Source organism: Silvania confinis (assembly GCF_025564085.1).
GTDB classification, from domain to species: domain Bacteria; phylum Pseudomonadota; class Gammaproteobacteria; order Enterobacterales; family Enterobacteriaceae; genus Enterobacter; species Enterobacter confinis.
In genome coordinates this window covers 76,889-102,063 of the sequence record NZ_JAMGZJ010000077.1, presented here as the reverse complement: position 1 = coordinate 102,063, position 25,175 = coordinate 76,889, and the positions used below count along the sequence as shown (strand labels likewise).

The 25,175-nt window shown below is 55.4% G+C and carries 44 protein-coding genes and 1 tRNA gene; 40 read left to right on the top strand and 5 right to left on the bottom strand.

The genetic code is table 11. The features are described 5' to 3' along the window. Positions 1-119: 119 nt before the first annotated feature. From M8013_RS14515 to M8013_RS14505, 3 genes are all read right to left on the bottom strand, one after another. Complete coding sequence (locus tag M8013_RS14515) at positions 120-281, bottom strand: YdaE family protein (RefSeq protein ID WP_271268509.1); 162 nt, start codon at positions 279-281, stop codon at positions 120-122. A 10-nt stretch (positions 282-291) separates the two neighbouring features. After that, a complete protein-coding gene (locus tag M8013_RS14510) occupies positions 292-540 on the bottom strand; it encodes a cell division inhibitor protein (RefSeq protein ID WP_271268508.1) in 249 nt (82 codons plus the stop codon). Between the two features lie 154 nt (positions 541-694). Further along, a complete protein-coding gene (locus tag M8013_RS14505) occupies positions 695-1,105 on the bottom strand; it encodes a helix-turn-helix domain-containing protein (protein ID WP_271268507.1) in 411 nt (136 codons plus the stop codon). Positions 1,106-1,220: 115 nt separating this feature from the next. Here M8013_RS14505 and M8013_RS14500 point away from each other — a divergent pair, with 115 nt between their 5' ends. The 13 genes from M8013_RS14500 to M8013_RS14440 all read left to right on the top strand — a co-directional run bounded on the left by M8013_RS14500 (position 1,221) and on the right by M8013_RS14440 (position 9,144). Continuing rightward, positions 1,221-1,448, top strand: coding sequence for a transcriptional regulator (locus tag M8013_RS14500; protein WP_271268506.1), 228 nt, complete (start codon positions 1,221-1,223; stop codon positions 1,446-1,448). Between the two features lie 2 nt (positions 1,449-1,450). Next, positions 1,451-2,017, top strand: coding sequence for a toxin YdaT domain-containing protein (locus M8013_RS14495; protein ID WP_271268505.1), 567 nt, complete (start codon positions 1,451-1,453; stop codon positions 2,015-2,017). Positions 2,018-2,102: 85 nt separating this feature from the next. Further along, complete coding sequence (locus tag M8013_RS14490) at positions 2,103-3,029, top strand: replication protein (RefSeq protein WP_336264264.1); 927 nt, start codon at positions 2,103-2,105, stop codon at positions 3,027-3,029. Then, the gene (locus tag M8013_RS14485) at positions 3,013-3,702 is read left to right on the top strand and encodes a replication protein P (protein ID WP_271268503.1); all 690 of its coding nucleotides are present in this window, start codon (positions 3,013-3,015) and stop codon (positions 3,700-3,702) included. Before M8013_RS14490 ends, M8013_RS14485 begins: the two co-directional genes overlap by 17 nt. Before the next feature lie 12 nt (positions 3,703-3,714). Next, positions 3,715-3,975, top strand: a complete 261-nt coding sequence (locus M8013_RS14480) for a DUF977 family protein (protein ID WP_271268502.1) — start codon at positions 3,715-3,717, stop codon at positions 3,973-3,975. Continuing rightward, complete coding sequence (locus M8013_RS14475; RefSeq protein ID WP_271268501.1) at positions 3,972-4,175, top strand: hypothetical protein; 204 nt, start codon at positions 3,972-3,974, stop codon at positions 4,173-4,175. The genes M8013_RS14480 and M8013_RS14475 overlap by 4 nt, the downstream gene beginning before the upstream one ends. Further along, positions 4,172-4,717 (top strand): hypothetical protein, encoded by a 546-nt coding sequence (locus tag M8013_RS14470; RefSeq protein ID WP_271268500.1) that lies wholly within the window; start codon positions 4,172-4,174, stop codon positions 4,715-4,717. Before M8013_RS14475 ends, M8013_RS14470 begins: the two co-directional genes overlap by 4 nt. Then, on the top strand, positions 4,714-5,280 hold the full coding sequence (locus tag M8013_RS14465) for a hypothetical protein (protein ID WP_271268499.1): 567 nt from the start codon (positions 4,714-4,716) through the stop codon (positions 5,278-5,280). Before M8013_RS14470 ends, M8013_RS14465 begins: the two co-directional genes overlap by 4 nt. Continuing rightward, a complete protein-coding gene (locus M8013_RS14460; RefSeq protein ID WP_271268498.1) occupies positions 5,277-5,540 on the top strand; it encodes a hypothetical protein in 264 nt (87 codons plus the stop codon). Before M8013_RS14465 ends, M8013_RS14460 begins: the two co-directional genes overlap by 4 nt. Before the next feature lie 4 nt (positions 5,541-5,544). Then, complete coding sequence (locus M8013_RS14455) at positions 5,545-5,964, top strand: HNH endonuclease (protein WP_271268497.1); 420 nt, start codon at positions 5,545-5,547, stop codon at positions 5,962-5,964. After that, positions 5,961-6,806, top strand: a complete 846-nt coding sequence (locus tag M8013_RS14450) for a DUF551 domain-containing protein (protein WP_271268496.1) — start codon at positions 5,961-5,963, stop codon at positions 6,804-6,806. Before M8013_RS14455 ends, M8013_RS14450 begins: the two co-directional genes overlap by 4 nt. Further along, positions 6,806-7,063 carry a hypothetical protein gene (locus M8013_RS14445; RefSeq protein ID WP_271268495.1) on the top strand — a complete coding sequence of 86 codons (258 nt, stop codon included), beginning with the start codon at positions 6,806-6,808 and terminating at the stop codon, positions 7,061-7,063. Before M8013_RS14450 ends, M8013_RS14445 begins: the two co-directional genes overlap by 1 nt. Next, positions 7,060-9,144, top strand: coding sequence for a DNA cytosine methyltransferase (locus M8013_RS14440; RefSeq protein ID WP_271268494.1), 2,085 nt, complete (start codon positions 7,060-7,062; stop codon positions 9,142-9,144). The genes M8013_RS14445 and M8013_RS14440 overlap by 4 nt, the downstream gene beginning before the upstream one ends. A gap of 28 nt (positions 9,145-9,172) precedes the next feature. On the opposite strand, the gene ymcF is transcribed toward M8013_RS14440, so the two are convergent. Further along, complete coding sequence (gene ymcF, locus M8013_RS23695) at positions 9,173-9,388, bottom strand: cold shock small protein YmcF (protein WP_472925664.1); 216 nt, start codon at positions 9,386-9,388, stop codon at positions 9,173-9,175. A gap of 888 nt (positions 9,389-10,276) precedes the next feature. Here ymcF and M8013_RS14435 point away from each other — a divergent pair. From M8013_RS14435 to M8013_RS14410, 6 genes are all read left to right on the top strand, one after another. Then, complete coding sequence (locus M8013_RS14435; protein ID WP_271268493.1) at positions 10,277-10,876, top strand: DUF1367 family protein; 600 nt, start codon at positions 10,277-10,279, stop codon at positions 10,874-10,876. A gap of 4 nt (positions 10,877-10,880) precedes the next feature. Next, positions 10,881-11,081: a hypothetical protein gene (locus M8013_RS14430; RefSeq protein ID WP_271268492.1), complete on the top strand. Its 201-nt coding sequence runs from the start codon at positions 10,881-10,883 to the stop codon at positions 11,079-11,081. Between the two features lie 2 nt (positions 11,082-11,083). Continuing rightward, positions 11,084-11,689 carry a recombination protein NinG gene (locus M8013_RS14425; RefSeq protein WP_271268491.1) on the top strand — a complete coding sequence of 202 codons (606 nt, stop codon included), beginning with the start codon at positions 11,084-11,086 and terminating at the stop codon, positions 11,687-11,689. Beyond that, positions 11,686-11,826: a YlcG family protein gene (locus tag M8013_RS14420; RefSeq protein ID WP_271268490.1), complete on the top strand. Its 141-nt coding sequence runs from the start codon at positions 11,686-11,688 to the stop codon at positions 11,824-11,826. Before M8013_RS14425 ends, M8013_RS14420 begins: the two co-directional genes overlap by 4 nt. Further along, a complete protein-coding gene (locus tag M8013_RS14415; protein ID WP_271268489.1) occupies positions 11,823-12,653 on the top strand; it encodes an antitermination protein in 831 nt (276 codons plus the stop codon). The genes M8013_RS14420 and M8013_RS14415 overlap by 4 nt, the downstream gene beginning before the upstream one ends. A 145-nt stretch (positions 12,654-12,798) precedes the next feature. Then, complete coding sequence (locus M8013_RS14410) at positions 12,799-12,993, top strand: hypothetical protein (RefSeq protein WP_271268488.1); 195 nt, start codon at positions 12,799-12,801, stop codon at positions 12,991-12,993. Here M8013_RS14410 and M8013_RS14405 read toward each other — a convergent pair. Continuing rightward, positions 12,990-13,274, bottom strand: a complete 285-nt coding sequence (locus M8013_RS14405) for a DUF2622 domain-containing protein (protein ID WP_271268487.1) — start codon at positions 13,272-13,274, stop codon at positions 12,990-12,992. The genes M8013_RS14410 and M8013_RS14405 overlap by 4 nt on opposite strands. Before the next feature lie 207 nt (positions 13,275-13,481). Here M8013_RS14405 and M8013_RS14400 point away from each other — a divergent pair, with 207 nt between their 5' ends. The 21 genes from M8013_RS14400 (at position 13,482) to M8013_RS14300 (ending at position 25,174) form a co-directional block, all read left to right on the top strand. Beyond that, entirely contained in the window at positions 13,482-13,859 is a 378-nt protein-coding gene (locus M8013_RS14400) for a putative holin (RefSeq protein WP_271268486.1), read from the top strand. Then, positions 13,856-14,128, top strand: coding sequence for a phage holin family protein (locus M8013_RS14395; protein WP_271268485.1), 273 nt, complete (start codon positions 13,856-13,858; stop codon positions 14,126-14,128). The genes M8013_RS14400 and M8013_RS14395 overlap by 4 nt, the downstream gene beginning before the upstream one ends. A 2-nt stretch (positions 14,129-14,130) precedes the next feature. Then, positions 14,131-14,673 (top strand): glycoside hydrolase family 108 protein, encoded by a 543-nt coding sequence (locus M8013_RS14390; protein WP_271268484.1) that lies wholly within the window; start codon positions 14,131-14,133, stop codon positions 14,671-14,673. After that, positions 14,670-14,942: a hypothetical protein gene (locus tag M8013_RS14385; protein WP_271268483.1), complete on the top strand. Its 273-nt coding sequence runs from the start codon at positions 14,670-14,672 to the stop codon at positions 14,940-14,942. The genes M8013_RS14390 and M8013_RS14385 overlap by 4 nt, the downstream gene beginning before the upstream one ends. Next, positions 14,899-15,087, top strand: a complete 189-nt coding sequence (locus tag M8013_RS14380) for a hypothetical protein (protein WP_271268482.1) — start codon at positions 14,899-14,901, stop codon at positions 15,085-15,087. Before M8013_RS14385 ends, M8013_RS14380 begins: the two co-directional genes overlap by 44 nt. 4 nt (positions 15,088-15,091) lie before the next feature. Next, a complete protein-coding gene (locus tag M8013_RS14375) occupies positions 15,092-15,337 on the top strand; it encodes a DUF2560 family protein (RefSeq protein ID WP_271268481.1) in 246 nt (81 codons plus the stop codon). Between the two features lie 60 nt (positions 15,338-15,397). Beyond that, the gene (locus M8013_RS14370; RefSeq protein WP_271268480.1) at positions 15,398-15,622 is read left to right on the top strand and encodes a hypothetical protein; all 225 of its coding nucleotides are present in this window, start codon (positions 15,398-15,400) and stop codon (positions 15,620-15,622) included. Between the two features lie 91 nt (positions 15,623-15,713). After that, complete coding sequence (locus M8013_RS14365; RefSeq protein ID WP_271268479.1) at positions 15,714-16,352, top strand: putative metallopeptidase; 639 nt, start codon at positions 15,714-15,716, stop codon at positions 16,350-16,352. Between the two features lie 32 nt (positions 16,353-16,384). Next, positions 16,385-16,864, top strand: a complete 480-nt coding sequence (locus M8013_RS14360; RefSeq protein WP_271268478.1) for a DUF2280 domain-containing protein — start codon at positions 16,385-16,387, stop codon at positions 16,862-16,864. Further along, the gene (locus M8013_RS14355) at positions 16,851-18,323 is read left to right on the top strand and encodes a phage terminase large subunit family protein (protein ID WP_271268477.1); all 1,473 of its coding nucleotides are present in this window, start codon (positions 16,851-16,853) and stop codon (positions 18,321-18,323) included. The genes M8013_RS14360 and M8013_RS14355 overlap by 14 nt, the downstream gene beginning before the upstream one ends. A gap of 11 nt (positions 18,324-18,334) precedes the next feature. Next, entirely contained in the window at positions 18,335-19,786 is a 1,452-nt protein-coding gene (locus M8013_RS14350; protein ID WP_271268476.1) for an anti-CBASS protein Acb1 family protein, read from the top strand. Next, complete coding sequence (locus tag M8013_RS14345; protein WP_418939544.1) at positions 19,722-20,720, top strand: phage minor head protein; 999 nt, start codon at positions 19,722-19,724, stop codon at positions 20,718-20,720. The genes M8013_RS14350 and M8013_RS14345 overlap by 65 nt, the downstream gene beginning before the upstream one ends. A 6-nt stretch (positions 20,721-20,726) precedes the next feature. Continuing rightward, positions 20,727-20,851 (top strand) — tRNA-OTHER (locus M8013_RS14340). A 63-nt stretch (positions 20,852-20,914) separates the two neighbouring features. Further along, positions 20,915-21,088 carry a DUF7279 family protein gene (locus M8013_RS14335; protein WP_271268475.1) on the top strand — a complete coding sequence of 58 codons (174 nt, stop codon included), beginning with the start codon at positions 20,915-20,917 and terminating at the stop codon, positions 21,086-21,088. Between the two features lie 11 nt (positions 21,089-21,099). Then, entirely contained in the window at positions 21,100-22,470 is a 1,371-nt protein-coding gene (locus tag M8013_RS14330; RefSeq protein WP_271268474.1) for a DUF2213 domain-containing protein, read from the top strand. After that, a complete protein-coding gene (locus tag M8013_RS14325; RefSeq protein WP_271268473.1) occupies positions 22,470-22,931 on the top strand; it encodes a hypothetical protein in 462 nt (153 codons plus the stop codon). The genes M8013_RS14330 and M8013_RS14325 overlap by 1 nt, the downstream gene beginning before the upstream one ends. Continuing rightward, entirely contained in the window at positions 22,928-23,977 is a 1,050-nt protein-coding gene (locus M8013_RS14320) for a major capsid protein (RefSeq protein ID WP_271268472.1), read from the top strand. Before M8013_RS14325 ends, M8013_RS14320 begins: the two co-directional genes overlap by 4 nt. A 32-nt stretch (positions 23,978-24,009) precedes the next feature. Continuing rightward, complete coding sequence (locus M8013_RS14315; protein ID WP_271268471.1) at positions 24,010-24,273, top strand: hypothetical protein; 264 nt, start codon at positions 24,010-24,012, stop codon at positions 24,271-24,273. Continuing rightward, complete coding sequence (locus M8013_RS14310) at positions 24,274-24,654, top strand: DUF7370 family protein (protein WP_271268470.1); 381 nt, start codon at positions 24,274-24,276, stop codon at positions 24,652-24,654. It abuts the gene before it with no gap. Beyond that, positions 24,654-24,827 carry a hypothetical protein gene (locus tag M8013_RS14305; RefSeq protein ID WP_271268469.1) on the top strand — a complete coding sequence of 58 codons (174 nt, stop codon included), beginning with the start codon at positions 24,654-24,656 and terminating at the stop codon, positions 24,825-24,827. Before M8013_RS14310 ends, M8013_RS14305 begins: the two co-directional genes overlap by 1 nt. After that, positions 24,827-25,174 carry a hypothetical protein gene (locus M8013_RS14300; RefSeq protein ID WP_271268468.1) on the top strand — a complete coding sequence of 116 codons (348 nt, stop codon included), beginning with the start codon at positions 24,827-24,829 and terminating at the stop codon, positions 25,172-25,174. Before M8013_RS14305 ends, M8013_RS14300 begins: the two co-directional genes overlap by 1 nt. The last annotated feature ends 1 nt before the right edge of the window (position 25,175 follow it).

Here is a 25,175-nt window from a genome sequence, read left to right as displayed (position 1 = left end):
TGTTAGAATCCCCGGACCATTGATAGCGCCCATTGGGTGTGTTTTTGGTTTAGGTATAAATTCCGGTGTAACTTTGGTCGGTACCACCGGACGTAGATCCCGCCTTGCGCGGGTTTACGTTATGCTTCGTGGGCCATCTGGTCGTAAGAAGCGCAACGCACAGAGCAATATTCGTGTTGTTCGCGCGCCAGCTGGGCTCCGCGGATGAAGAGCAATTCGTTTTTAACTTCTTTCCCTTGCTCGATCGGTTTGCGGCAGTACGCGCATTTCTTCTCTTGCATGACTCCCCCGTTAATGGCTCAGGCCATTCCCCACGCCATTTAGAAAAACTTCGACCAGCAACTCTGTGGTGTAAGTGCGCTCAATTCCGCGATGCAGATAGAGCTTTCCACGCTTATTGGCTGATGCCGTCCAGGTGCTGTCTTTGTGCTTTACGAGCATTCCGGGCAGAACTGCGCCGCGGTTTACTGTTTGGGTGCCGTAGTGCTGATGAACCATGATGATTCCCTCTTTGCCCTTGTCGCCAGGCTGGCGGAACATTGCTTTAACCTGACAACGGTGCGCTTGTTGTCGATGGGCTAACAATACAAATAAGATTTGCAATTGACAAGCTAAATGAAAAAAATATTTTCAATTAAGGGCGGCAAGATGCAACCATCTAAACGGCTGCATTGAAAATAATTCTGTGAGAGGGCTACTTCTGAATGCTTTGAATTATGTTCAAAACATCATCCTTAAGAAGGTCGAGCTCTTTGAGGGTGGTTTTTGCGTGGACTATCAGGCGTAACTTTTCTGCTTCCGGCATTTGGTTGAACAAAGCGAGAAGTGTTGTTTCTTTTTCATCAAGTTGTCGGGGGGCTGATGGAGCGAGAACGTCGCCATCTTCTGCGCCCGGAGGAATGAAAAACCAATGCTCAGGTTTGCCTGCAGCCGCAGCAAGGCGCTTAAGCCTTTCCCCGCGAGGAGCTGACTCACCTTTCGCCCATTGCTGGACCGCTTGGGGGGTCACCATCGCCCTCCGAGCTATATCGGACATATTCCAACCAAACTCATCTCTAACGAGCTGAAGTCGATGGGCAAACGCTTCGTGAGGTGCTTTTTTCATGACTTCCATTCTACAAGGTAGCCTTTCATTCCGCATTGCAAAGATTATTTTCATTCCTCATTGAAAAAAATATTTTCATATTGTAATCTTGATTTTCATTCACTGAGGGCTTGGTATGACAAAATCAATCAAACAACGCGTTTGCGCTGTCATGACGCAGACGGAGATAGCGAAGAATTTAGGCACCTCATCACAGGTGGTGAGCCTCTGGTTGAATCACGGGGTGCCTCCTCACCGTGTGCTGCCTGTCTGCAAATTGCTGGAATGGAAAATTACTCCTCACGAGATTCGCAGTGACATCTATCCCAACCCTACCGATGGTTTACCTCAGCAGGAGCCATAACCATGCAAACACACAATTTCAGCAATGTTAGCAGCCCTTTAACAGTTCAGGTGATATCGAAATATCAGGAGCTTAGCCGCCAATCTGCCAAGCTGTCGAATATTCGGGAGGCGGTTAAAGCCTGGAACAGGGCGACGCCTGGTGATGCACAGAACTACATCTCGCAGCTGGTTGCGAAAGAGTGGATGGCCACCGGCGGGCGTGGCCTGCTGCTGGCCGGTTCGGTGCACGGTACCAAGGTGAACTTCTTCCGGATGATCAACACGCCGGGTCCGAAGTACGACAAGTACCTGGAAATGCTGACGCCAGTGATCGTGGCGGTTATGACGCGTGATAACGAGCGAGTTGCGCGCGAGTTCGGACTGGTGACGGGTAAGACGCATGGGCAGAGGATTGCAGACTCTATCAAAGAGTCGAGTGATGTACATCAGGCTGCGGCGCTGGGCGCTCCAGTACCGGTGCTTTGCAAAGAAATCAGTGAGTCCATCGTTGCCAAGATTCACCTGGTAGGGATCGAGTCATTCTCGATGATTATGGCTCAGGTCACGATGATGCTGGGGGCTGCATGACGGGTTCTAAAAAGGCGAAAGCCACTCTGCACGAACAGAAGTGGCCTTCAGTTGCAACAAACGTCAGTCAATTGCGGAGATGAGTATGTCAAATACCGCTGAAGTTATCAAATTTCCTACCAAAACCGAGCAAACAGGAGGTCCCATGGCCGACCTGTCCAACGGGTACACCAGGATCGCAAACGAAATTCAGAAGCTGAAGCCGCGCCTGCGCATGTCAGGGCGTGAATGGCAGTGCCTGGAAGCGGTGATCTGGCTGACCTACGGATGGAACAAAAAACAGGACCGGGTTACGAACACTGTAATTTCGGGGCTCACTGGCCTGGCAGATTCGCACGTTTCTGATGCGATCAGCGCACTGGCTGAGCGTGGAATTATTTTCAGTCACAAGCAGGGCGTGATGAAAATTGTCGGTATAAATACTGACCTTTCTGCCTGGATTTTGGACAAACCGAAAACGGGAAAAGTCTTCCCGGAAACGGGAAAAGTCTTCCCGAAATCGGGAAAAACCTTCCCGGAAACGGTAGACACCCAAGACTATAACAAAAACAATATTAAAAGATCTTCGTCAGAGAATTCTGTCGAATCCTCCGACGACCGCCTGAAGAAGTTTTTATCAGCTCATCCTGAAGCCGTGATTTACACCCCCAACTTCACCAAGTGGGGAACGGTTGCTGACCAGCAATGTGCAGAATGGATCATTCTCCTGCTCGAGAAAGTTAAACCCTTCCCGAAGAAACCCAACCTGACAGCCTGGGCCAATGACGTTCGCCTGATGCGCGAGCTGGACGGCCATAGCCATCGTGATATTTGCGAGCTGTTCCAGTGGGCCAGCAAAGACGCGTTCTGGCACGCCAATATCCTCTCGCCCGCAAAGCTCCGCGCAAAGTGGGACACCCTGAGCCTTCGACGCGACGCTGGCGGATGCCGTGCAGCCGCCGGAAACGCCCACGGCATCGACTTCAACAACACAGACTGGATTAACGAGGTGTTCGATGGAAAGACTATCTGAGCAGCTGATGAACTGTGATCGCGATAACTTCCGCCGTATTGCCCAGGGCATGCCTGAGGCTCCAGCAGAACGCCCACAGGCAGAGCAGACGGCTGAAATCTTCAACGCCCTGTTCAGTGCGCTGCGCGCTGCGTTCCCGGCGGCAATGGCTGGCTTTCGTGAGCAGAGCGATTTCAACGAACTCCGCCGCCAGTGGGCCATGGCCTTCCAGGAGAACGGGATAACCACCATGGCACAGGTATCAGCCGGTATGCGCATCGCTCGCCGCCAGGAAAAGCCGTTTCTGCCTTCACCCGGGCAGTTCGTCGCCTGGTGCAAAGAGGGGCATAACCTGCTGGGGTTCAGCGTCGACGACGTCATGACTGAATACTGGAAATGGCGCCGTCTGGTCTTCCGGTTCCCGACCAGTGAGCAATACCCATGGCCAGCACCAGTCCTGTATCACATCTGCATAGAGCTGCGCCGGCAGAGTACAGATCGCCAGATGACCGAGAAGGAAATGCGCCAGGCCGCCAGCAGCACTCTGGCCGGGTGGGAGCGACGTGTCGCCGAGGGCAAGCCCATCCCGCCAGTTCGCCGCGCCTTGTCCGCGCCAGCGAAAGACAGCGGCCCCACGCCAGCAGAAATGCTGAAAGCTCAATACACGCAGCGCAAAGCCGCTGGTTTGGTTTAACAGGAGACCCCCATGCCAAGCCCAAAAACGCATAGCGAGCGCACCCTGTTCATCGCCTGGATTATTGAGCTGGTGAAAAAGCATGGTCACGCAACCACCAACGAGGTCGTCGCCATGTTCGGCCTGCATCGCAACACCGCTGAGAGGTACATCCGGGCAGCTGTGGAGCAGGGCGGGATCATCCGGCACGGACGCTGCGGCGTATTCCGCGACCAGCGGGCAATTATCGATTTCGACCTTAAGCGCTACACACATAGCAAGGCGGCAGCATGAGCAAAGTTAAAACCCATACCGGCACCATCATCACCAAAGACGGTGAGAAGACCGTGAAACTGCATGAAACCCCGACGACCTGGTGTGTAGGTCAACGCGAAACCTATCGCAAAGAAGATGGCCGCCGCTGTGGCGCGCCGCTGACAGCTCGCCGCCTGAAGCTGGCGACCGTTAAGCCGAGCGAAGGCGGTGCCCAATGAGCGATTCACTGAATAACAAAGAGCTGATCGCAGTAGGGCATGAGTTCGCCCGCACAATGGGCAGCGACACGCCGATCATCGATATGGCGAAGATTGTGACGCGCCTCGCCGAACGGCTGGACTGCACCACCGCGGCGCTGGGCGGCACGCAAGCACAACGCGATCAACTGGCTGCGGAGAATGCAGCGCTGAAGGCAGCGTTTGATAAGCCTCAAGCCTATCTATCCTGGCACGCTATTCCACCAACATGGGAAGACCCTCTGCCGTGCGGTGAATATCTTGATGTTCATGATGAGGCAGGACACAAAAATTCCGACGGTACTGATTGCTGGCCGGTATTTGCCAAGCCTGAAACTGAAACCCCGGCCACCGACGTCTTCCTGGCTGAAGTGCGGGCTCAGGGTGTGGATGATTTTGCTGCGGATACCGGACGGTTGTACCAAACCTTTAGCCCGTCAAGCGCACAAGCCAAAGCTCTTAAATCAATGGTGTATCGTGCAACAGCTTTCGCCGCCCAACTTCGCCAGGGAGGTGCAGAGTGAGCAATTCAATCGCAGATGGCGCGAAGCTAACGCCGGAAACATTCGCAGATTTTATTGAGCGCCTGAAATATCACCATCGCGGTGATGGTGTTAGCCGGCATATCACCGCTGATCCAATTTTCATGGTTCAGAAGAACGCGACGATTTACGGCCTGGCTGACGAATACTGCGAAGCCAGGATTGTACATTGTGATGATTGCGAGTGGGGGTCTCCTCAGGAGTATTGGGACGACGCTGACGAAGATGAACGGGATGAATTGAACAGCCTGGCCCAGGATATGTGGGAAAGCGATTTTCTGGAATGCGAAGAGGATGAGCAGTGGCTACTCCTTGCTGACCTCGACAATCACACCGTAAGTGGAACCCGCAAAGAATGGCAGCACGTCAACGCTCACCTTACCCGTGAAGCCGCAGAGGCGTTCATTCGTCGCAAGCAGCATGACTACCCGCCACTTCGCGTCTATGTCGAAAGCATGTGCTACGGCTGGGAATACCAGGAAATCATCGCGGCGTTGTGTGATGGTCGCTTAGTTCTCGCGGATAGCCAGGAGGTTTCCCAATGACCATCACCTTCACAAAGGGCGAGTTAACCATGATCGCCTCAACAGGAATCGTTCGGCCTGGCGATGCTTCGGATTTGGCTAAGTTTGCGCTGGCGCTAATGGAAACCCGGACAGTAACACTTCCTCAGCGGCAGGAACCAACATCAAGCGGCCATTATGGCGAAGGATATCTGGTACCGAGCAATGCCGGTAGCGCGCTGGATTACGAAGATACGGTTGAGGCGCTGGCAGAAGCTGGCATAAGCATCAAGGGGGAGTAGGGGTATGGCTCTGACGAAAAAACAGCGCGCAGAACTGCGCATGAAATTCGACGGTCGCTGCGCGTACTGCGGCCGTGAGTTGCCAGAAAAGGGCTGGCATGCTGACCACGTTGAGGCGGTTTTCCGTAAATGGGAATTTGGCGAACGCCGAAGCGATGGCACCCGCCGAACCGTGGCGACCGGAGAGCATTTCAGGCCTGAGAATGATGCTATCGAAAACATGTTCCCGGCCTGCGCCCCGTGCAACCTGTTTAAAGCGACATTCACCATTGAGTTGTTCCGCCAGGAGATAACGGCGCAGGCAGATCGCGCCCGCTCTTACAGTGTTAATTTTCGCACAGCGGAGCGTTTCGGGCTGGTTGAGGTAGTCAAAAAGCCAGTGGTGTTCTGGTTCGAGCAATATCAGGAAGGAGTGTCAGCATGACCAAATTCACCAAAGAGCAGTTGATCGAGCAGGCAAAAACACGAATGGAAGCTAACCAGTGGCTACTGGCGCGGCTGCCGCCGGAGCTGGCAACGGCAAAAGAAGTGGCAATGAATCTCGCTGTGGATGAAATCGCGCTGGCAGTGCTGACGGCTGGAATGCAGCAGGAGCAGGAGCCGGTGGCGAAACGCCTGCGCTACAAAGACGGCCCGTGGCTATACAAGCAAATTGGCGAAGACGGCCCGGCTGGGGAGTGCTATACGGAGCAGATGCTCTACGCAGCACCACAGTTACCGCGGCCAGCTGTGGTAATCACCAATGAGGGAATTGATAGCATCGTTATTCCTATAAGCCCTGATGGGTTGGATGAAGAAAAATACCCAATCGAATGGCATTTGCACCACGACAGAGAGCGGATTCGAAAAGCTTTGCATGAATACGCCTGCCGCGCCGCCATGCTTCAGGGTGCCGAACAACAAAATCGACAACAAAATATTCCTGAAAATATTCCGACGCTGCGCGATGGGCTGGCAGCCATTCGCAACTCCGGCATAGCAATCGACGCTGAGAGGATTCAGGCAGAGCGCGATGCTCTGAACGAGCCTGAGCAAGGGTGGATTCCGTGCAGTGAGCGGATGCCGGAACGCGACTACGTCTTAGCAGCCGATTTCAGTGGAGCGTATTACCTGCCAAGCCTGCCAAATACGCAGGTCGGTATTTATGCTGACTGGTTCGAAGATGGTAATCCATCCTGGGATGAAGGAGATGGAAATGACCTATACCTCAAACAGGTGACCCACTGGATGCCGATGCCAGCAGCACCGCAGCAGGAGGCGAACTGATGGAACCGCAGCTGCAATACGCAACAAAACGGATCGTCGAACTGGAAAGCCTGCTGCTGGTGGACGTGGCAGAAACCGTCTGGCCTGCCGAAGTCGGCATGGTCTACGGACAGATTGAAAACGCCGGGGATCTCCCGGCGCATCACCAGCGCCGCCTGAAGCATCACATCAACCGCATGTGGCTGGAAAAAATGCCGGTACCGGCCATCGTCACGGCGGCTAAGTCGCTGGCCAGCGCAATGGGAGAATACGCGTGAGAGAAATTATCGTTGATAACTTTGCCGGCGGTGGCGGGGCGAGTACGGGCATTGAGCTGGCGATTGGCCGCAGCGTGGATATTGCGATTAACCATGACCCGAACGCCGTGGCGATGCACACCACGAACCACCCGGATACGCTGCACTATTGCGAGAGTGTGTTTGATGTTAATCCCCTTGTGGCGACCGCTGGCCGCCCGGTGGGGCTGGCGTGGTTCTCCCCGGATTGCCGTCACTTCTCGAAGGCCAAAGGCTCGAAGCCGGTGGAGAAAGAGATTCGCGGTCTGGCGTGGATCGTCATCCGCTGGGCGCTGGCGGTGCGACCTCGCGTGATGATGCTGGAGAATGTGGAGGAGTTCAAAACGTGGGGTCCGCTTATCGCTGCCGAGGATGGAGGGCTGCGGCCTGACACCCAGCGCGCTGGCGAAACCTTCGAAGCGTTCTGCGGCATGCTGTCCGGCGGCATCCCTGCCGGGCATCCGGCGCTGGCGGAGTGCTGCGAGTTCCTGGGCATTGCCGCCGATGGCGAGCAGGCGCAGCAGCTGGTTGCCGGGCTGGGTTATGCCGTTGATCACCGCGAGCTGCGCGCCTGCGACTTTGGTGCGCCGACCATCCGGAAGCGGTTCTTCATGGTGATGCGCTGTGACGGAGTGCCGGTGACCTGGCCGGAGCCGACCCGCGGCGATCCGAAAACGCCAGCAGTGCAGGGCGGTAAGCTGAAAGCGTGGCGCACCGCCGCCGATTGCATCGACTGGTCTATCCCTGCAGCGTCCATCTTCGACCGCAAAAAGCCGCTGGCGGAGAACACCCTAAAGCGTATAGCCCGCGGCATCCAGCGCTTCGTAATTGATAGCGCCTCGCCGTTTATCGTGAAGTGCAACCACACCACGACGAAGGGGAAATACGACTGCTTCCGGGGGCAGGCGCTGGCAGAACCGCTGCAGACCATCACCAAAACGCATGGCTCTGCGATCGCGGTACCGCACCTGACGAAGTTCCGCACCGGGGCGATCGGACAGCCTGTTACTGAACCGGTGCCGACGGTTACCGCTGGCACTTCGGCGCGCCCGGGCGGGAATGGGCACGCCCTGGGTGTCGTTGAGGCGGCGTTGGCTCCGTTCCTGGCAGGCAATGGTGGTAGCGAGTACCAGGCGAAGCCACGCCCACTGACAAAACCGATGCATACCATCCTGAAAGAGTCCCGGGCATGTGTTGTTGCGCCGGTGATTGCCCGGCAGTTCGGTGCCAGCATTGGTCACCGCGCTGACGAGCCGAGCGCCACAATCACCGCTGGTGGTGGGGGTAAATCTCAGCTGGTATCGACAACCCTGATTCAGATGGGGTACGGCGAACGACCGGGGCAGGAACCGCGTGTGCCTGGCCTGCATAAGCCGCTGGGCACTGTGGTCGCTGGCGGTGGTAAGTTCGGGCTGGTGGCAGCGAATCTGGTCAAGCACTTCGGCGGGAACTATCAGGGCGCTGGCGTAGCGCTGGATGAACCGGTCCATACGGTCACTACTACGGATCATCATGCGGTTGTCGCTACGCACCTGATGGTCAATAACACCGGGCACCCAGGTGGTGCTGTTGACCAACCCGCGCACACTGTCACAACGGGCAATCACCACGCTGCAGTCACATCGCATCTGGTGATGCTGCGCGGTACTTGCCGGGATGGCCGGGTGATTGACGCGCCAGCGCCGGGATTAACCGCTGGTGGCCTGCATGTGGGCAATGTTGAAACCAGTCTGGCAACCGATGGGTATAACGAGCAGCGCGCGGCGCAGGCGCTTGCGTTCCTGCGAGAGTATTGCGGCGAAGAGTCCGACGGGCTGGTGACGGTCGAAGGTGTGGTGTATCGCATCGTCGATATCAGCATGCGCATGCTTCAGCCAGCAGAGTTGTACCGCGCCCAGGGCTTCCCGGAGTGGTACATCATCGACCAGGACTTTCGCGGGGTGAAGTACGCGAAGGACAAGCAGGTAGCACGCTGCGGCAATGCCGTCCCACCGCCGTTCGCTGAAGCGCTGGTGAGGGCGAATTTACCTGATATGTGTCAGCCTAAAGAAATTGCAGCATAACGAATGAGGCCTCACGTGAGGCCTCATTTTAAATCACCCGCTTGGGCCATCGTCTTTTTCGTGGCGTGGGAATGCATGCATTAGGGGTGAGCCTTGAACCACATACGGTACAGACTGCACCATGAGGGCGGTTTTCGGTGGGGCAAAAAGTGGTAAATCTGAACCTCTTGCAGCCACAAACCGGACACTTAAATGTGAGATTGGGGATAGGCCCCTCCTGCAAGTTGAATGGGGAATTCACCATAGCAGGTATGTGGATTTATAAAAATCACACTTTTTTACTATAAGAGGGCACCCGGCATTCGCAGTATGCCCTCCTAAGGAACCCCTTCTGAAGCATGATCGATATAACCGATCGATATAGTGAAATTGATCTGCTAAATCGATTATGAAATAGACACCGCCTGGTAACAAATTACCAACCTGACAGGCGCGGGCCCGGCTGCGAAATATCAGTTGTTGTAGGCGGCTACCACCTGACAGAGCGCCTAAAGTTTCCGAATCATATATTTACAAACCCCAATGCAGCGCACCTCTCCTGTTAAAATTAACGATCATTTTTTACGCAAAAGTAGCGAAAATAATTATTCAAATCAAATAGATAAATGAACTTGCCTAAACATGCCGTTCAGGTGCATACTTTATCAAAATTACTAAACACTGTTTATCCATACAGTAATTTGATGTATGGTTTAAACACTGATTCAAAAAAGTTTCATTTTTCCTGCGGCTAACCTATTTGGAAATTTAAGCCATTTGCTATTTTGGCTTCATAGAGGGGCGATGCTCCGGCCGATTGGATAGATTTTGTTGATACCAGAGAGGGGGTTGATGTGGCTGAGGTGTGTTCTGATGGAGGGGAGTTTTACGATCTCGTGAGGCGTTCAGATGGAGGGGCGGCGGGTTCGTTCAAGCTCCGGCCCGGTGACCGAGTGCTTTTAAGCCGCGACGGCGTAGAGATAGGGCATAAACATCTCCAGGCGGACGAACGCATCGTTGCCCGTGACACCCTTGTCGAAATTGTGAAGGAGTTATCAGCCCACAATTGACCTTTTTAGTATCTGAATAGCATAATGTTTGTATCGGCCTGAACAACCGGTAACCTGACCACGATGCGCCACGGAGAACGTCCATGGCGCAGTTACAACTCATCAAGCAGTCCTCAGGAATCCTGATCCCCGCGACGCCGGAGACCAGCGAGTTACTGCAATCAAAATTCAAGCTCGGTGCCGTGCTGGTGGCCGACTTCAAACAGGTCCGTAACCCGGCCTTTCACCGTCGTTTCTTCGCACTGCTGAATCTCGGTTTCGAATACTGGGAGCCAACCGGCGGCGCTATCTCCTCGAACGAACGCAAGCTGATCACCGGCTATGCGAAATTCCTCGCCTCGTTTGGCGGCAGCGAAGGCACGCTGCTGGATGCTGCTGAGCAGTACCTCGAGCAGGTTGGCAGCCGCCGCATCACCAATGGCATCAGCCTGTGCAAATCCTTCGACGCCTACCGCGCTTGGGTGACCATAGAATCCGGCCACTACGACACCATCCAGCTGCCTGACGGCACCCTCCGAAAACACCCCCGAAGCATCGCCTTCGCGAACATGGACGAGACCGAGTTTCAGCAGCTCTACAAGGCCGCGCTCGATGTTCTGTGGCGCTGGATATTGTCACGGTCATTCAAGGACCAGAGCGAGGCGGAGAACGCCGCTGCGCAGCTGATGAGCTTCGGGGGATAACCAGATGGCTAAATCATGGTTCCACTACACCGAATGCACCACGGCGCAGGCCGACGAGCTTGAACGCCAGTACCAGCGCCGCGGTGTAGTCGTCACACGCAGCCTCAACCCTGATTACGTTACCTGGACCGTCAGCGTAGAGCGGCAGGAGGTTAAACACCTCGTGCCCACGCCACGGACGTTCCGCCAAAAGGTCTGGGGTTGATCATGGCTAAGAAACCCCGCCGTAAGTGCGCAAACCAGAGTTGCCGTGAATGGTTTCACCCGGCTCGTGACGGCCAGGTGGTCTGCTGCTACGAGTGCGCCAGCGCAGTTGCCAAAGAACAGACCGCCAAGACCCGCGCAGAAGCACAGCGCGCGAAGGTGAAGCGTCAGCGCGAAGAGGAGAAAGAGCAGCGGGCGCAGCAGGCCGAACGTCGCCAGGCAGTGAAACCGCTCAGCCACTTCGTCAAGCTGGCCCAGATGGCATTCAACGAATTTATCCGGTACCGGGATCGACATCTGCCATGCATCAGCTGCGCTCGCCACCATGACGGGCAATACCACGCAGGACATTACCGCACCACCGGCGCTAACCCTGAGTTGCGCTTCAATGAGGACAACTGCCATCGCCAGTGTGCCCCCTGCAATAACCATCTCTCCGGCAACCTGACTGCATACCGCCCGGCGCTCATCGCCAAAATCGGCCAGGCGCGCTTTGACGTGTTAATGGGCCCGCACGAATTACCGAAATGGAAACGCGACGACTACATCCGGGTCCGGGATGAGTACCGCACAAAACTCAAAGAACTGAAACAGCAGGTGGACGCATGAAACCCGAACTGATTGAATCGCTTCGCCTGCGCTGGCAGCGCCTTCGCATTTACCGCCGCCCGGGAACGGTGCTGGTGGACTACCGCATTCTTCGGAACTTTCTTCGCATTGAACAGATAGCAGGAGCTGCTGCATGAACCTCGAAAACACGGTGAAATACCACTTCGCGAAATCGACGCTGATTAGCGATTCCCCGCGCGCCACCGCATCTGATTCACTGACTGGCACCGATATCATGGCGGCAATGGGTATGACGCAGGAGCGTGCTGCGATGGGATATAGCGCCTTCCTCGGGAAGATGGGCATCAGCCGGAACGACCGGGAAAGAGCGATCGCACTGTTGTCGGAGTATGCCCTGACAAAATGCGACAAGGTTGCCGCACTGCGCAAGTTAGGGGACGAGGTTAAGGCCCAGGTGATGCGTCAGCTGGCTACGTTCGCCTTTGAGGATTACTCGCGCAGCGCCGCCAGCGTGAAGCAATGCGATTGCTGCGCCGGGCAGGGGTTCATTGAGGCTGACGTGTTTAGTATGAAAACCAGCATGTCTGGGTGCGCAAAGGACATCATCCAAAAATCAAAAAAATGGGGGCTGAAGGTTATCCCCTCGCAGCACCAGGATCGGCGTCAGGTGAAAGAGGTTGCCCGTGTTCTTTGCTCGACCTGTAAGGGGAAGAAGGTTGTGAGCTGCGCCTGCAATGACTGCCGGGGGCGCGGGAAAGCCGTAGACCAGGAAGAAACAAAGAAGCAGGGCGTACCGGTATTCGCCAACTGTAAACGCTGCAGCGGGCGCGGACATGAGCGTATCCCTTCGACTGAGGCGTATGCAGCTGTTTGCCAGATTACTGGTGCCATCACTGTCGCTACCTGGGAAAAATCAGTTAAACACTTCTACGACCAGCTGATCACCAAATTCGATATCGAGGAAGCATGGGCTGAGGCTCAGCTGAAACAGATAACACGATAACGCTCACGAAAATGGCTTACGTTTCAAGCGTGAGCTATTTACTTTTCCGGAATCTGTGTTAATTTTATCCCAACGATGGGTTACTGCCTTCGTTACAAGCCCTGCGGTTAACACCGTGGGGCTTTGTCGTTTCTGGAGGATGCTAATGAAATTTTCTGAATTGCCTGAAGATTCGAAATATCTTGCCCGCGAGGCGTTATCAAATGCTGCTGCTTCTATGGATGGCGACGCAGGAATTGCTGCATATGAAAGGCTGGGCGAGGCTGTTGCTGCTGCGTTTGTCAGCATGGAGCGCTATGATGGCGCCCCAGAAAAATGTGACTACGGCACGGGGTCTTAAACTACTTTCAGGCCTCGAATTGCACGTCCTGCTGATTTTGTAACAAGGACTCGAGAACTTTTTTTAACAGAATCTGCAATCGATTTAACTTCGTTCGCCACTTCGTTCTCATCTTTTGTTGTGCTTGAGTGTGTATATTCGGCATCAGGAAGTTGATAGTTTGTTCCTGAGGTTGCCTCGATTTGTCTGTGGTATTGTTTTGCTGCCATCTTTTTATGAAGGCTCTCATAATCATCCCAGTCAGCATTTTGCATTTCTACACGAACTGTAAAACTAGCCATGTAATACTCCTTGTGTTTGATATGGTTACTTTTGGCGATTTAACAATATCAAACGTAAGGTTGTTCTGCCAGAAGCACGATCTGGCACTTTTTTTAGCCCTGGCATTCGCCGGGGCTTTTCTATTTCAGGCTCCCGGCCCCCCCCCCCCATCAGGTGCTTTGTCGTTAAGCGTCCGGTGAGCCTGAATCTTTCAAAATGGAAAACCTATGTCCGAACCACTATCCGGCAGCGCCACGGCGCATGCTGCGGTTACGACTGTCACTTTTGCCGGATTCTGGGCAAATACTGAGGCTGGCGTAATCCTTGGGGCGCTGGCCGGGGCGCTTATCTACGTTCTCACGTCCCACAACCTGAGCATTCTTGAGCGCTGCCTGTACGGCATTGCAGCCTTTATCTCCGGCATTCTCGGTGCAGCAACGGCCACGCGGGTAATCAACAAGGTCATCGGCAACCTTATCCCCGGCATCGACGGTGCGGGAATCCCTGAATCTCTCGGCGCCATGGTTTCGGCTGCATCGGCCATCACCATCGTTCTCGCTCTCAAGAAACGCGCTGAGAAGAAGGCGGCTGAGGAGGAGCAATGATCCTGACTCCATTCGTACTGCTTCAACTGCATGCGGTAATTGCCCTGTGCACGGGGCTGCTGATTGCTGGCTTCAGTCGCGGTGGTCGCAAGCATAAAAGGCATTATTCAGCGCTGGCCTACCTGCTGGCGCTGGCGTTCTTCTCCATCCCCATTCGTATCTGGGTTGGCGATTACCTCTACATCGACCGCTCAGAGCTGGTGGTCAACATCGGTTTTCTGATTGTGATGATCCTCTCCCGGGGGAACATTACCGGCAAAAGGAGTTAGGCGTGACTAGAGACGACATCTTCAACACCATCCTCGGCAAAGAGGGCGGCTACGTTAATCACCCGAACGACAAAGGCGGCCCGACTAACTGGGGCATCACCCAGGCGACGGCACGCGCCCACGGTTATTCCGGTGATATGCGCGACCTGACCCGCCAGCAGGCTCTCGACATCCTCGAAGCCGATTACTGGTATGGCCCACGCTTCGACCAGGTGGCGGCTGTATCACCGTCCATCGCCGCCGAGCTCTGCGATACCGGCGTGAACATGGGGCCATCGGTACAGGTGAAATGGTTCCAGCGCTGGTTGAACGCGTTCAACAATCAGCAGCAGCTCTATCCCGACCTGATTGCCGACGGCCAGATTGGCCCTCGTAGCATCAGCGCGTTGAAGTCCTACCTGGCGAAACGCGGCAGTGAAGGGGAAGCCGTATTGCTCCGCGGACTGAACTGCAGTCAGGGTCAGCGTTATCTCGAGCTGGCAGAGCAGCGCCAGGCTAACGAGGCATTCATCTACGGTTGGGTACGCGAACGGGTGAGCCTATGACGAAGCTGAAAGCCATTCTGGCTGCAATCGGATTCGCAATCCTGATGGTGCTCGGTGCCTTCGGTCTGGGCAGTATGCGTGGACGCGAAAAGGCCGAAGCCAAAGCGGATAAGCAACGAACCGATGATAACGCCGCAGCCACCAAAGCAGCTGCCGAACGTCGCGTAGAAGTAACCAAGGAGGCCAGCAATGTACAGCAGACGGTTAGCCATATGCCTGATGACGATGTTGATCGCGAGTTGCGCGGAAACTGGACCCGCAAGGGTTGAGGTCATCGATGCCAGCTGTGACTGGGTGAAAGCGATTCGCCTCACTGAGCACGATATCGAAGTGATGGATCGGCAGACGAAGAAAGACGTGCTGGCGCATAACAAATCGTGGCAGGCGAACTGCCAGAACAAAACGAGAAGGTAATGCAATGAGCGAAAACACAGTTACACCTGCCCAGCAAATCCGCTTAGACCTGCTTGCAATCTTGAATTATGACACTGCTGCAGCCGCAGAGGCTATTAAGTTTGTTGGTGACGATCCCCTGAAGTATCAAATTTTCACTAACCAACTTCCCAGAGTAACAACTGAAAATGGAACGGTGGCCAGAACCATGAAGGCCATCAAAGAGTCGGAAGAAGCGCTTCTGCTGTTTGATGCTGAATCTGGAAGTTGATCATTATCGATATCTGACTGGCCTAGCAATAGCGGGGCCTTTACTAACTGAGGATCCAACATGTCCGTACGCGCTAAATTCCGCTGCCACTTCATTCAGAAAGCCGAAGACGATTCACACCGCACAATCCACATGAGCCCTGTAACCGCAGACACCTCCGAAAACAAAATGTGGTCTCACTATACGCCAGGCGGCCTCCTGCAAATGCACATCTCTAACCCGGCGGCATATGGCCAGTTCGAACAGGGCAAAGAGTATTACATCGATATTCAGCCAGCTGAATAAGCCATTCCAAAGCTCATCTGCTGGTGGGCTTGATAATGTCTATAGCGGATAAATCGTAAATATACCCTATAGGGGATAAGTGGAGTTAACCATGGCTGAATACGATGACCGCAGGCCATATCCGCCGGTTAACTTCACCAGCGGCGATAACTGGCAGCCATACACCCGCCTGATACCAGCCAATGAGATTCACGACTGGGTTAACCTGCAGGTCCTCAGCGAAGACGGCAATATCCATAACCCTGACCATGCCCACCTGATTGGTGCGGATCTCTGCTTCATGTGGGCATCTGACTGCTTCGCGAAAAAGGGGCGGTCAGTCCTCGGTCAGGCTGAGCAGGTAATGCTGCGCGCTGGTGGATGGCAGAAGGCCCGGATGGAACAGCAGATGCATGAATGGTTCGGGCGCATTCCGAAGTACATCATCACGCTGGCTGCCGATTACTGCTCACAGTGCAGTGACCTCGAGTTCTGCGCGCTGGTGGAGCATGAGCTTTACCACATCGGCCAGGTCACCGATGATTTTGGTGCGCCGAAGTTCAACAAAGAGACCGGGCAACCAGTGCTTACACTGCGTGGCCACGACGTCGAAGAGTTTGTTGGTGTCGTGCGCCGTTACGGTGCCAGCAAAGATGTGCAGGAGCTAGTTGACGCGGCTAATGCGCCAGCGGAAGTGGCTCACCTCGATATCGCCAGATCGTGCGGAACGTGCATGCTGAAACTGGCTTAACTTTATGACTGATTATGACAGGCAGGTGATTTATGGCAGCACTGAAAGGTGAGGTCAAAGCCTTCATCGTTCAGTCCCTTGCCTGCTTCGATACTCCATCCCAGGTGGTTGAGCTGGTCAAAAAAGAATTTGGCCTGAGCATCACTCGTCAGCAGGTCGAATCCCACGACCCGACGAAAGCAAACGGCAGGGGGCTGGCCCAGAAATGGGTTGAGCTTTTCAACGATACCCGTAAGCGCTTCCAGAGTGAAATCTCCGACATCCCGATCGCCAACAAAGCGTACCGGCTGCGCGTTCTCGACCGCATGGCTACGCGGGCCGAGGGAATGAAAAACCTCGCGTTAACCGCCGAGATTATCGAGCAGGCCGCCAAAGAGTGCGGCGACGCGTACACCAATAAGCATAAGTTTGAACATTCCGGCCCCAATGGTGGCGCCATCCAGACGATCACCATGAGCAAGGACGAATACAGGTCAGCAAGGCAGGAGATGATGGAGGATGACGACTGCTGAGCAAAAGACATTTGCCCGCCGGGTAGAGTGTGAAGAGGATGGCCTGTATTACGCGCGCTACTTCTTCAAGCAGCGAACAAGCGGCAAGATGATTATCGCGCCTCATCACAAGGTGATTCAGCAGACGCTGGACCGCGTAATCGATGGTGAGATACAGCGCCTGATCATCAACGTCCCGCCTGGCTACACGAAAACGGAACTGGCTACCATCAACATGATGGGGCGCGGGCTGGCGCTGAACTGCCGGGCCCGCTTCATGCACCTGTCCTATTCGCACAACCTGGCGCTGCTGAACTCCTCGACAGCGCGCGGCATGATTAAGTCACAGGCTTATCAGTCGATGTGGCCGATGTCTCTGCGCGATGACGCTGACAGTAAGGCGATGTGGTGGACTGAGCACGGCGGCGGTGTTTATGCGTCGTCAGCTGCGGGGCAGGTTACTGGCTTTCGTGCCGGACACATGGAACCAGGCTGGCAGGGCGCGCTGATTATCGATGACCCGGTAAAGCCGGATGATGCTTATTCGGAGATCGTCCGCGACGGCGTCAACAACCGCTTTAACGAGACAATCAAATCACGACTGGCGATCGAGACGACGCCGATGATTGTCATCATGCAGCGCATTCACTACCACGACCTGAGCGGCTATCTGCTGCGGGGCGGCAGCGGTGAGAAATGGCATCACCTGAATCTGCCGGTGCTCATCAACAACAGCCAGGCATACGCCGACCAGTACCCGGAAAACACCCACGCGATTCCGATTGACCACGGCCTGCCTGATGGCTGGCTATGGCCGTTTAAGCACAACGAATCGCATCGGGTTTCGCTTTTCTCTCACCGGCGCACCGCCGAGGCCCAGTACATGCAGAACCCGAAACGCTTCAATGCGGAGGGGGCTTTGTGGACTGAGAACATGATCGGTGCGGCGCACGAGATGCGGATCACCCAGGAGCTTGCCCGAACGGTGGTGGCAATCGACCCGCAGGCCACCAACAGCGAAGAGAGTGACGAATCAGGCATTGCCGTCGCCAGCGTTTACGGTACCGGTGATGAGCGGCAATACAGCCTCGATGCGGATTACAGCGGGAAATATTCACCCAACGGCTGGGCTACCAAGGCCATTGAAGCCTATGAGCAGCACGAAGCTGATGCGATTGTCATCGAAACCAACCAGGGCGGCGATATGGCGGAGGATACGCTACGCAATGCCGGGTTCGGCGGACGCATCATTCGTGTTCACGCCAGTAAGGGTAAGTACGCGCGTGCAGAACCCATCTCCGCGCTGTATGCGCAGGGCCGGGTCGCTCACCGTGGCAGCCTCTACGAGGTCGAGAATCAGTTTATGGAGTACGTGCCATCCACTGCGAAGAAATCACCTGACCGGCTTGATGCCGCGGTATACGCGCTCACCGAATTATCAGAACCACAATCAACCGGCATGTTGGTGCGCTCGCGCTGACGGAGGAAACCGTGAACGAAAGCCAGATGAAAGAACAACGTGCCACCAATGCCAGCGTCGAACGCGATCGGATTCGCAACCTGAGCACACTGTTTAACGGAACCAGTAACACAAAGCGCCAGCGCCTGTATCAGGAATTCGGGTACCCGCAGGAACTCTGCTTTGATGACTTCTATCGGGCGTATCGTCGTAATGCCATCGCAGGCGCCGCGGTGACGCGTGTCGTTGATGGCTGCTGGGAGGATTACCCGGACATCTACGAAGGCGACCAGACGAAGGATTCCACGCAGCAGTCAGTGTGGGATAAGCGCGTCAACAAGCTGCTTAAGCGCTGCTGGAAGCAGATTAAAGGTGCTGACAAACGAAATCTCGTGGGCCGCTACTCTGCGCTGCTGATCCAGGTCAAAGATAGCCAGCCATGGTCTGCGCCCGTCGATAAAGTTACGGTCGGTAGGCTACAAGAGAAGGCGCTTGTCCGGCTCATTCCGGTCTGGGAGGCGCAACTCGACCCGATCAGTTATGACCAAGACGAGAACAGCGAGAACTATGGCGCTGTCAGCATGTACTCATTTACCGAGATACCGGTGCAGCAGCAGCGCAGCGGCCAGCCCGGGCGAATCATCAACGTTCACCCCGATCGCGTCATTATCCTGGCTGAGGGCTCAGATGATGGCCGGCTTGATTCCGGCGAGTCGCTGCTGGAGGAAGGCTTCAACAAACTGATGGACATCGAGAAAGTGTCCGGCGGCGCGTCAGAGGGCTTTCTTAAGAACGCGAGCCGCCAGCTAAACTTCTCCTTCGGGGAGAAAACGAACTTCTCCGCACTTGCTAAAGCGCTTGGCGTGGCAGATAACCAGCTCGCTGAGGCACTCGACCAGCAGGTGCGACGCCTGAACGACAGCACCGACAGCGCCAGCTTTATGCAGGAGGGAACAGCTGAGGTGTTAAGTGTGACAGCCTCAGATCCCGAACCCACCTGGAGAACGGCGCTCAATGAGTTCTGTGCGACTGTACCGATCCCTGTGAAAGTGCTGGTGGGCATGCAGACCGGAGAGAGAGCCAGCACCGAAGATGCAAAGGATTGGGCTAAAACCCGTATGAGCCGCCGCAAAGGTTTCCTGGCTGATCTCATCACCGACATCATCACCCGTTTCTGGACGCTTGGGTTTATTCCTCCGGCGAAGGGTGAGGAAATCACTGTCGGATGGTCTGATCTGCTGGCACCCGGCCAGGCGGAGAAGATTGCCAATATGGATAAGCTGGCTGACGTTGCCGTTAAGTCGACGAATGCCTTTGGCCGCTCATCTATAACCGAGAACGAGATACGCGCGGTAGGCGAGATGCAGGCCCTGCCAGAACTTGATGACGAGGTGCCGCCAGATGGCAATAAGCCAAAGCCTGATCCACTGGCCGACCCAGAATCAGAAACCGAAAAGTCCGGTGATACCACGGTCGAAAGTTGACCCCACAATGTCGCGCAAGCCAGTCAGCATGATGGATCACGACATTGAGGACCGCTATTACGCGATTAAGGTCGCGCTGAAAGCCCTGTTCGACCAGCGCCTGACCGGGCGTGACCGTGAGGTCAATGGCAGTAACTGGCACTTCCTGAGCCACGTCAACGGTGAGGACCTGACGCTCTATCAGGTCAACGCCGGGAAATTCATATACGACATGTCGCCGCAGGAGCTGGCGGACCTGTTGGTAATAGTTCAGACCATACTGGACGATCACTTGCTGGAGGGGGGCGAACAGAAGCACTGGGCGTTTGATTATGTAGCCGCCCAGGCGCAGCGCGGTACGCTGGAGGCGTTCAATAACCTCTCGCAGCAGTCGCAGGTGTACGCCAGCCAGACGACGTTACAGCAGCTGCTGAGTAGCCCTGCTTACCAGAACCAGATCGCCAGCGCCTACATCAGCACTTACAGCGACTGGATTCTGGAGAGCGATCGGGCGCGTGGGGATCTGGCGAACATCATTTCCGATGCTATCGGCCGGGGCGTTAACCCGCGCGAGACGGCCAACGTCATCAGTAAACGCCTCGATGTCAGCATGGCGCGGGCCAAGAACATGGCCCAGACCGAACAGGTAGGCGCGCTGCGGCAGGCGCAGTGGAACGAAACGGACTGGTCGCGCGAAAGGCTGGGGCTAAATACCGGCCTGATGTGGCTGTCAGCACTCAAACCGACAACTCGCAGCTGGCACGCCAGCCGTCACGGCAAGGTCTACACCACCGAAGAGGTGCGCGACTTCTACGCCGAGAATGGCAACCGGTACCACTGCTACTGCAGTCAGATACCGGTGCTGCTGAATGACGACGGCAGCATTTTCAATGAGGGACTGGCGAATAAGCTGGCTAAAGAGCGGAAGCAGTGGACGAAAGCTGAGGCTGCTTAAAGAAAATGAGGTGTAACTCAATTCCCGCGTGCGGGTTAGATGGGTAGAGTAATGCATTAACCGGTAACCCGGCAGGGCAGGCATGATGCTAATGCTGAACCTGAGTGCTGGTTCGAGTCCAGCCACCTCAACCCACTTAACAAGGTCGCTTCGGCGGCCTTTTTTATTGCCTGAAATCCACCAATGAGGCCCGTATGTGGACACTTAAGCATGACCCGACGCTGTATGGACATGGCTGGATTTATTCAAAGCCGATCGAGCAGATCAGCCCATCCGGCGAGATGATTAAATTCGAAACCTGTTGGTGGTTCCCGGTTAAGCCCACCAAGAAACAACTCCGCCAGGCGCGAAAAAACAAACTTCATTAAGAGGACGCAGCGTGAAGCTATCCAGCATCCACGTTAAATCCCTCGCCATCAACGCCTCTAACATCTCAACGACAACCATCAACGGTCAGGAACACTACGTCATTCGTGGTGCGGTTCCGATCGTCGATGACATCGTGATGAATGGCGGCCTTTACCCGGCGGAGGAGATTAACAACAGCTACCAGACGATGGAGCGCAAGTTAATGCCGCTCGGGCATCCGATGGTGAACGGCAAGTACGTCAGCGCCAACGACCCGCAGGCGGTGAACGATTATTACGCCGGGGCGTGGGCCCAGAACGTCAGCAAGTCCAGTGACAAGGTGGTGATGGACGTTTACGTCAACAAGGCGGTGGCAGATGCCAAGCCTGACGGCAAGCGACTGATTCAGCGCCTCGACGACATGATCACCGGCAACAATGCCGAGCCGATCCACGTCTCCACTGGGCTGCTGCTGAACAAAGAGCAAAAGGCTGGTGAGTCGAAGGGGAAAAAGCACTCCTGGGTCGCACATAACATGCAATTCGACCATGTCGCCATCCTGCTCGACGAGCCAGGCGCTGGGACGCCGGAAGAGGGCGTCGGCATGTTCGTGAACGCTGACGGGCAGGAGGGTGAAGTCGAAACCGCCAGCATCATCGATGCCGCCAACAGCATGAAGGACGGTTGGTGGAATAAGGTGAAGTTTTTCATCAGCAATGCCTCTGAGATGTCATTCGACGACATTTACCAGGCGCTGCGCATGTCCATCAAACAGGACGACAAAAAGTGGCGCTATGTCGTCAGCGTGTGGCCTGACCATTTCGTCTACGAAGAAGACGGAGAGAACGCCAAGCCGAAGCTCTTCGACCAGAAGTACCTCATCTCTGACAAGGTCGTAACGCTTGTCGGTGACCCAATCGAAGTCGTGCGAAAGCCCACTGAGTACGAAGTCAAAACCAACGGAGAACAAAACCCGATGAAACAGAAGATGATCGCCGCGCTCAATGCCGCTGGCGTTAAAACCGAGGGGCTGACCGACGATCAGGTCTGGGATGCCTATAACCAGCAGATGAAGAAGAAAGAGGGCGGCGGCGACCCGGGCGGCGTTCAGTTCAATGCCGAGGCGATTGCCGCAGCTGTGAATCTGGCAATCAAGCCGCTGACTGACGAGATCGGCACGCTGAAAACTCAGTTGCAGGCCAATGCCGAAAAAGACCTCGCTACTAAACGCCAGGCAGTCAAAGCGAAATTTTCGTTCATGACCGAAGCGGCGATTAACTCTCTCTCTGGCGATGCGCTGAACGACATGTTCTCGCAGTGTCAGACAAGCACCGGGCTGAATCCGTCATTCCAGGGTAACAGCGGTCAAAGCGATATTCTCACGATGGAGGCACCTGAATAATGGCTCTTGCACCTCGTTTTCATACCGTAATTGCGGGCCCGGCCCGCAAAAATGACCCGCAGGTCATTGAAGCCATCATGGCGGCTGCAATTAAACCGGGTTCGCTGGTCATACTCGACAGCACCGGGAAGATTGCTGTGCATTCCACCGCTGGCGGTTCTGGCGTCGCGCTGGTGCTCCAGCACAACTATATCGGCGGCGGTGATATCCGCGATTCCGTTCCTGCTGGCGATATCGGCGCAGCCATCATGTGCGAAGACGATGTTGACTACCACATGCTGGTTAAGGCTGGCGATGTCCTGCTGGAAAACGAAGGACTGATTTCAAATGGTGACGGAACGCTGGCGAAATCAGCAGCACCGACCACTGACAAAGTCCTCTTCTTCTCACGCGAGAAAATCACTGTTGGTGCCGAAGCCCAACTGGTGAAAGTCCGCAAATCAGGGAAAGCTACCGCATGATTATTTTCACTAACAAGCTGGTTACTGAGCATAACCAGATTAAGAAGGCATGGAATCAACTGCTGATGCAGCGTGAGGCCTTCAACGTCAACCAGAACACCATCACGGCCCAGTACAATGGCGCGCTGGAAGTTAACCAGGCCGCGCTGATCTCCAAAGACTACTGGCGTGAAGTGGATAACATCACCACCCGTGTCTTCCGCAACGATGAAGGCAACGCGTTGCTGGATGACCTGCTTGGCCTCGGTACGCCGATCTCCATCGGCAAGACAGCCGCGCTGTACCGTGTTTCCAGTGACGCTGGCAAGGTCCATCGCTCCCTGACGGGCCACGTGCCGGAAGAACTGGATAAGGTCATCTACGATGAGACCGGTGACCCGATTCCGATCTTCAACACCGGCTACGGCCGTGAATGGCGTGAGTGGAACGGTATGCAGTCCGAGAACCTCGACGCAATGGCCGATGACCAGGAAGCGCACGTTGCGGCTATTCGTGCTGACATGGCGGACTACATGCTGTCAGGCGACGCGAAAGTGAAGGTGAAGGGCTATGTTGGCGCGGGCATCACCAACCACGCCAATACCAATCAGGTTGATTTGGGCGCATCCGGGCTGAACATTGACCTGACCACCTCCACCCCAGATCAGAGCGTGGCGTTCTTCACTGGCCCGTTCGCCAAACTGCTGGACGATAACTTTGTCCAGGAAAAAGTGAAGCTGTGGGCTAGTCCGGACATCATGCGTAACCTGAACAGACCATATTCCGACGCAGCCGGTTTTAAAGAAGGTACTGTGCTCGAATACATCCTTCGCTACGGGCGTGTTGAGTCGTTCAACCAGACCTTTAAGCTGACCGGTAATCACTTCATTGCGTATGTGCGCAATGCCCAGTACATCAAGACCCGCATCGCCGCGCCGGTGGGCACCTTCATGATCCCGCGCACGAATCCGTTCGACAACTACAACTCCTTGGTCTGGAGTGCGGTCGGTCTGCAGATTAAGCGCGATTTCAAAGGTCGCTCAAAAGTGTTCAACGCACAGGGCTAAGGGGCTTAGGCCCCTTTTCAATTGGAGAGAGCATGAAACAGTTACGAGTTGATAAGCGCGGCTGCTATGGCGTGATTGATGGTTCCTTCCAGGAACTACCTGTCGGCCATGAATTTGCAGCCGAAAAGGTTCCGCCAGCGTTTTCTGGCCGCGTTACCGTTATTTCAGAAGTTGATGAAATAACGCTTGAAGTCGCTACACCGGATAGCACTACTGCAGAGCAGGCAGAGCAGGCAGAGCAGGCAGAGCAGGCAGAGCAGGCAGACGCCCCATCTAAATCGAAGAAGGCAAAGTAAATGGCGACCCCAATAACGGCTGACGATGTGAAAGGCTTCCTCTCCGAGCTGGGGTACACCATTCCCGACGCTTTGCTGACGCCGATCCTTTGCGTGGTGAACAAAATCACCCCGTGCCTTGATGGTGCGGGATATGACGAATGCACCGCTAAGCTGATCCTGCTGTACGCCGCCGCGCTGATGGCGACGTCGTCCGGCGCGCGCCGCATCAAATCGCAGGGTGCGCCGTCTGGTGCGTCACGCTCGTTTGATTACGGCGAAGACAGCATCACCTGGCTGCGCGAGTCGCTGACCAAACTGGATGCCAGCGGCTGCACCGGTGAGCTGCCCATCAGCGCCGGTAACAGCGTTGGCCTGTTCATGGTCGTTGGTGGCTGTTGATGACGTGGAAATCCGTTAAACATGGCCTGCCCAGGGCATTCACCCGCGTCTGGGTGCTTACCGATACCGGGCGAGAGACCACCGGCTACGTGAAGTCGGACGGCGAGTGGTTCATCAACTGCCCACGCATCCGGGCTACCGGCGCGGTGGTGCTGCGCTGGAAGGAGGGCTGATGTCATCTATCGCGAACTGGTCCTATACCGCTAAGGCCATCATCTGGCGGAATCTTGGCAAAGATGAGTATGGAGATCCGCTAGGGTACTCCGCGCCCGAAGTCATCATGTGTGACTACGAGGGCGGGCTCTCGAAGCGTATCGGCAGCCTGGGCGCTGAAATCGTCGTGAAGAATACCGTGTGGACGGAGTTCTCACTGGCCAACTCCGGTGATTACTTGCTGATTGGCGAATCTACCGACGCAGATCCGGTTGCTGCTGGCGCTGACGAGGTGCGGCAGGTTATCCGCTACGCCGACACGTTCGAGCGAGTGGCGGACGATTTCGCCATCCTGACGGGAGTCTGAT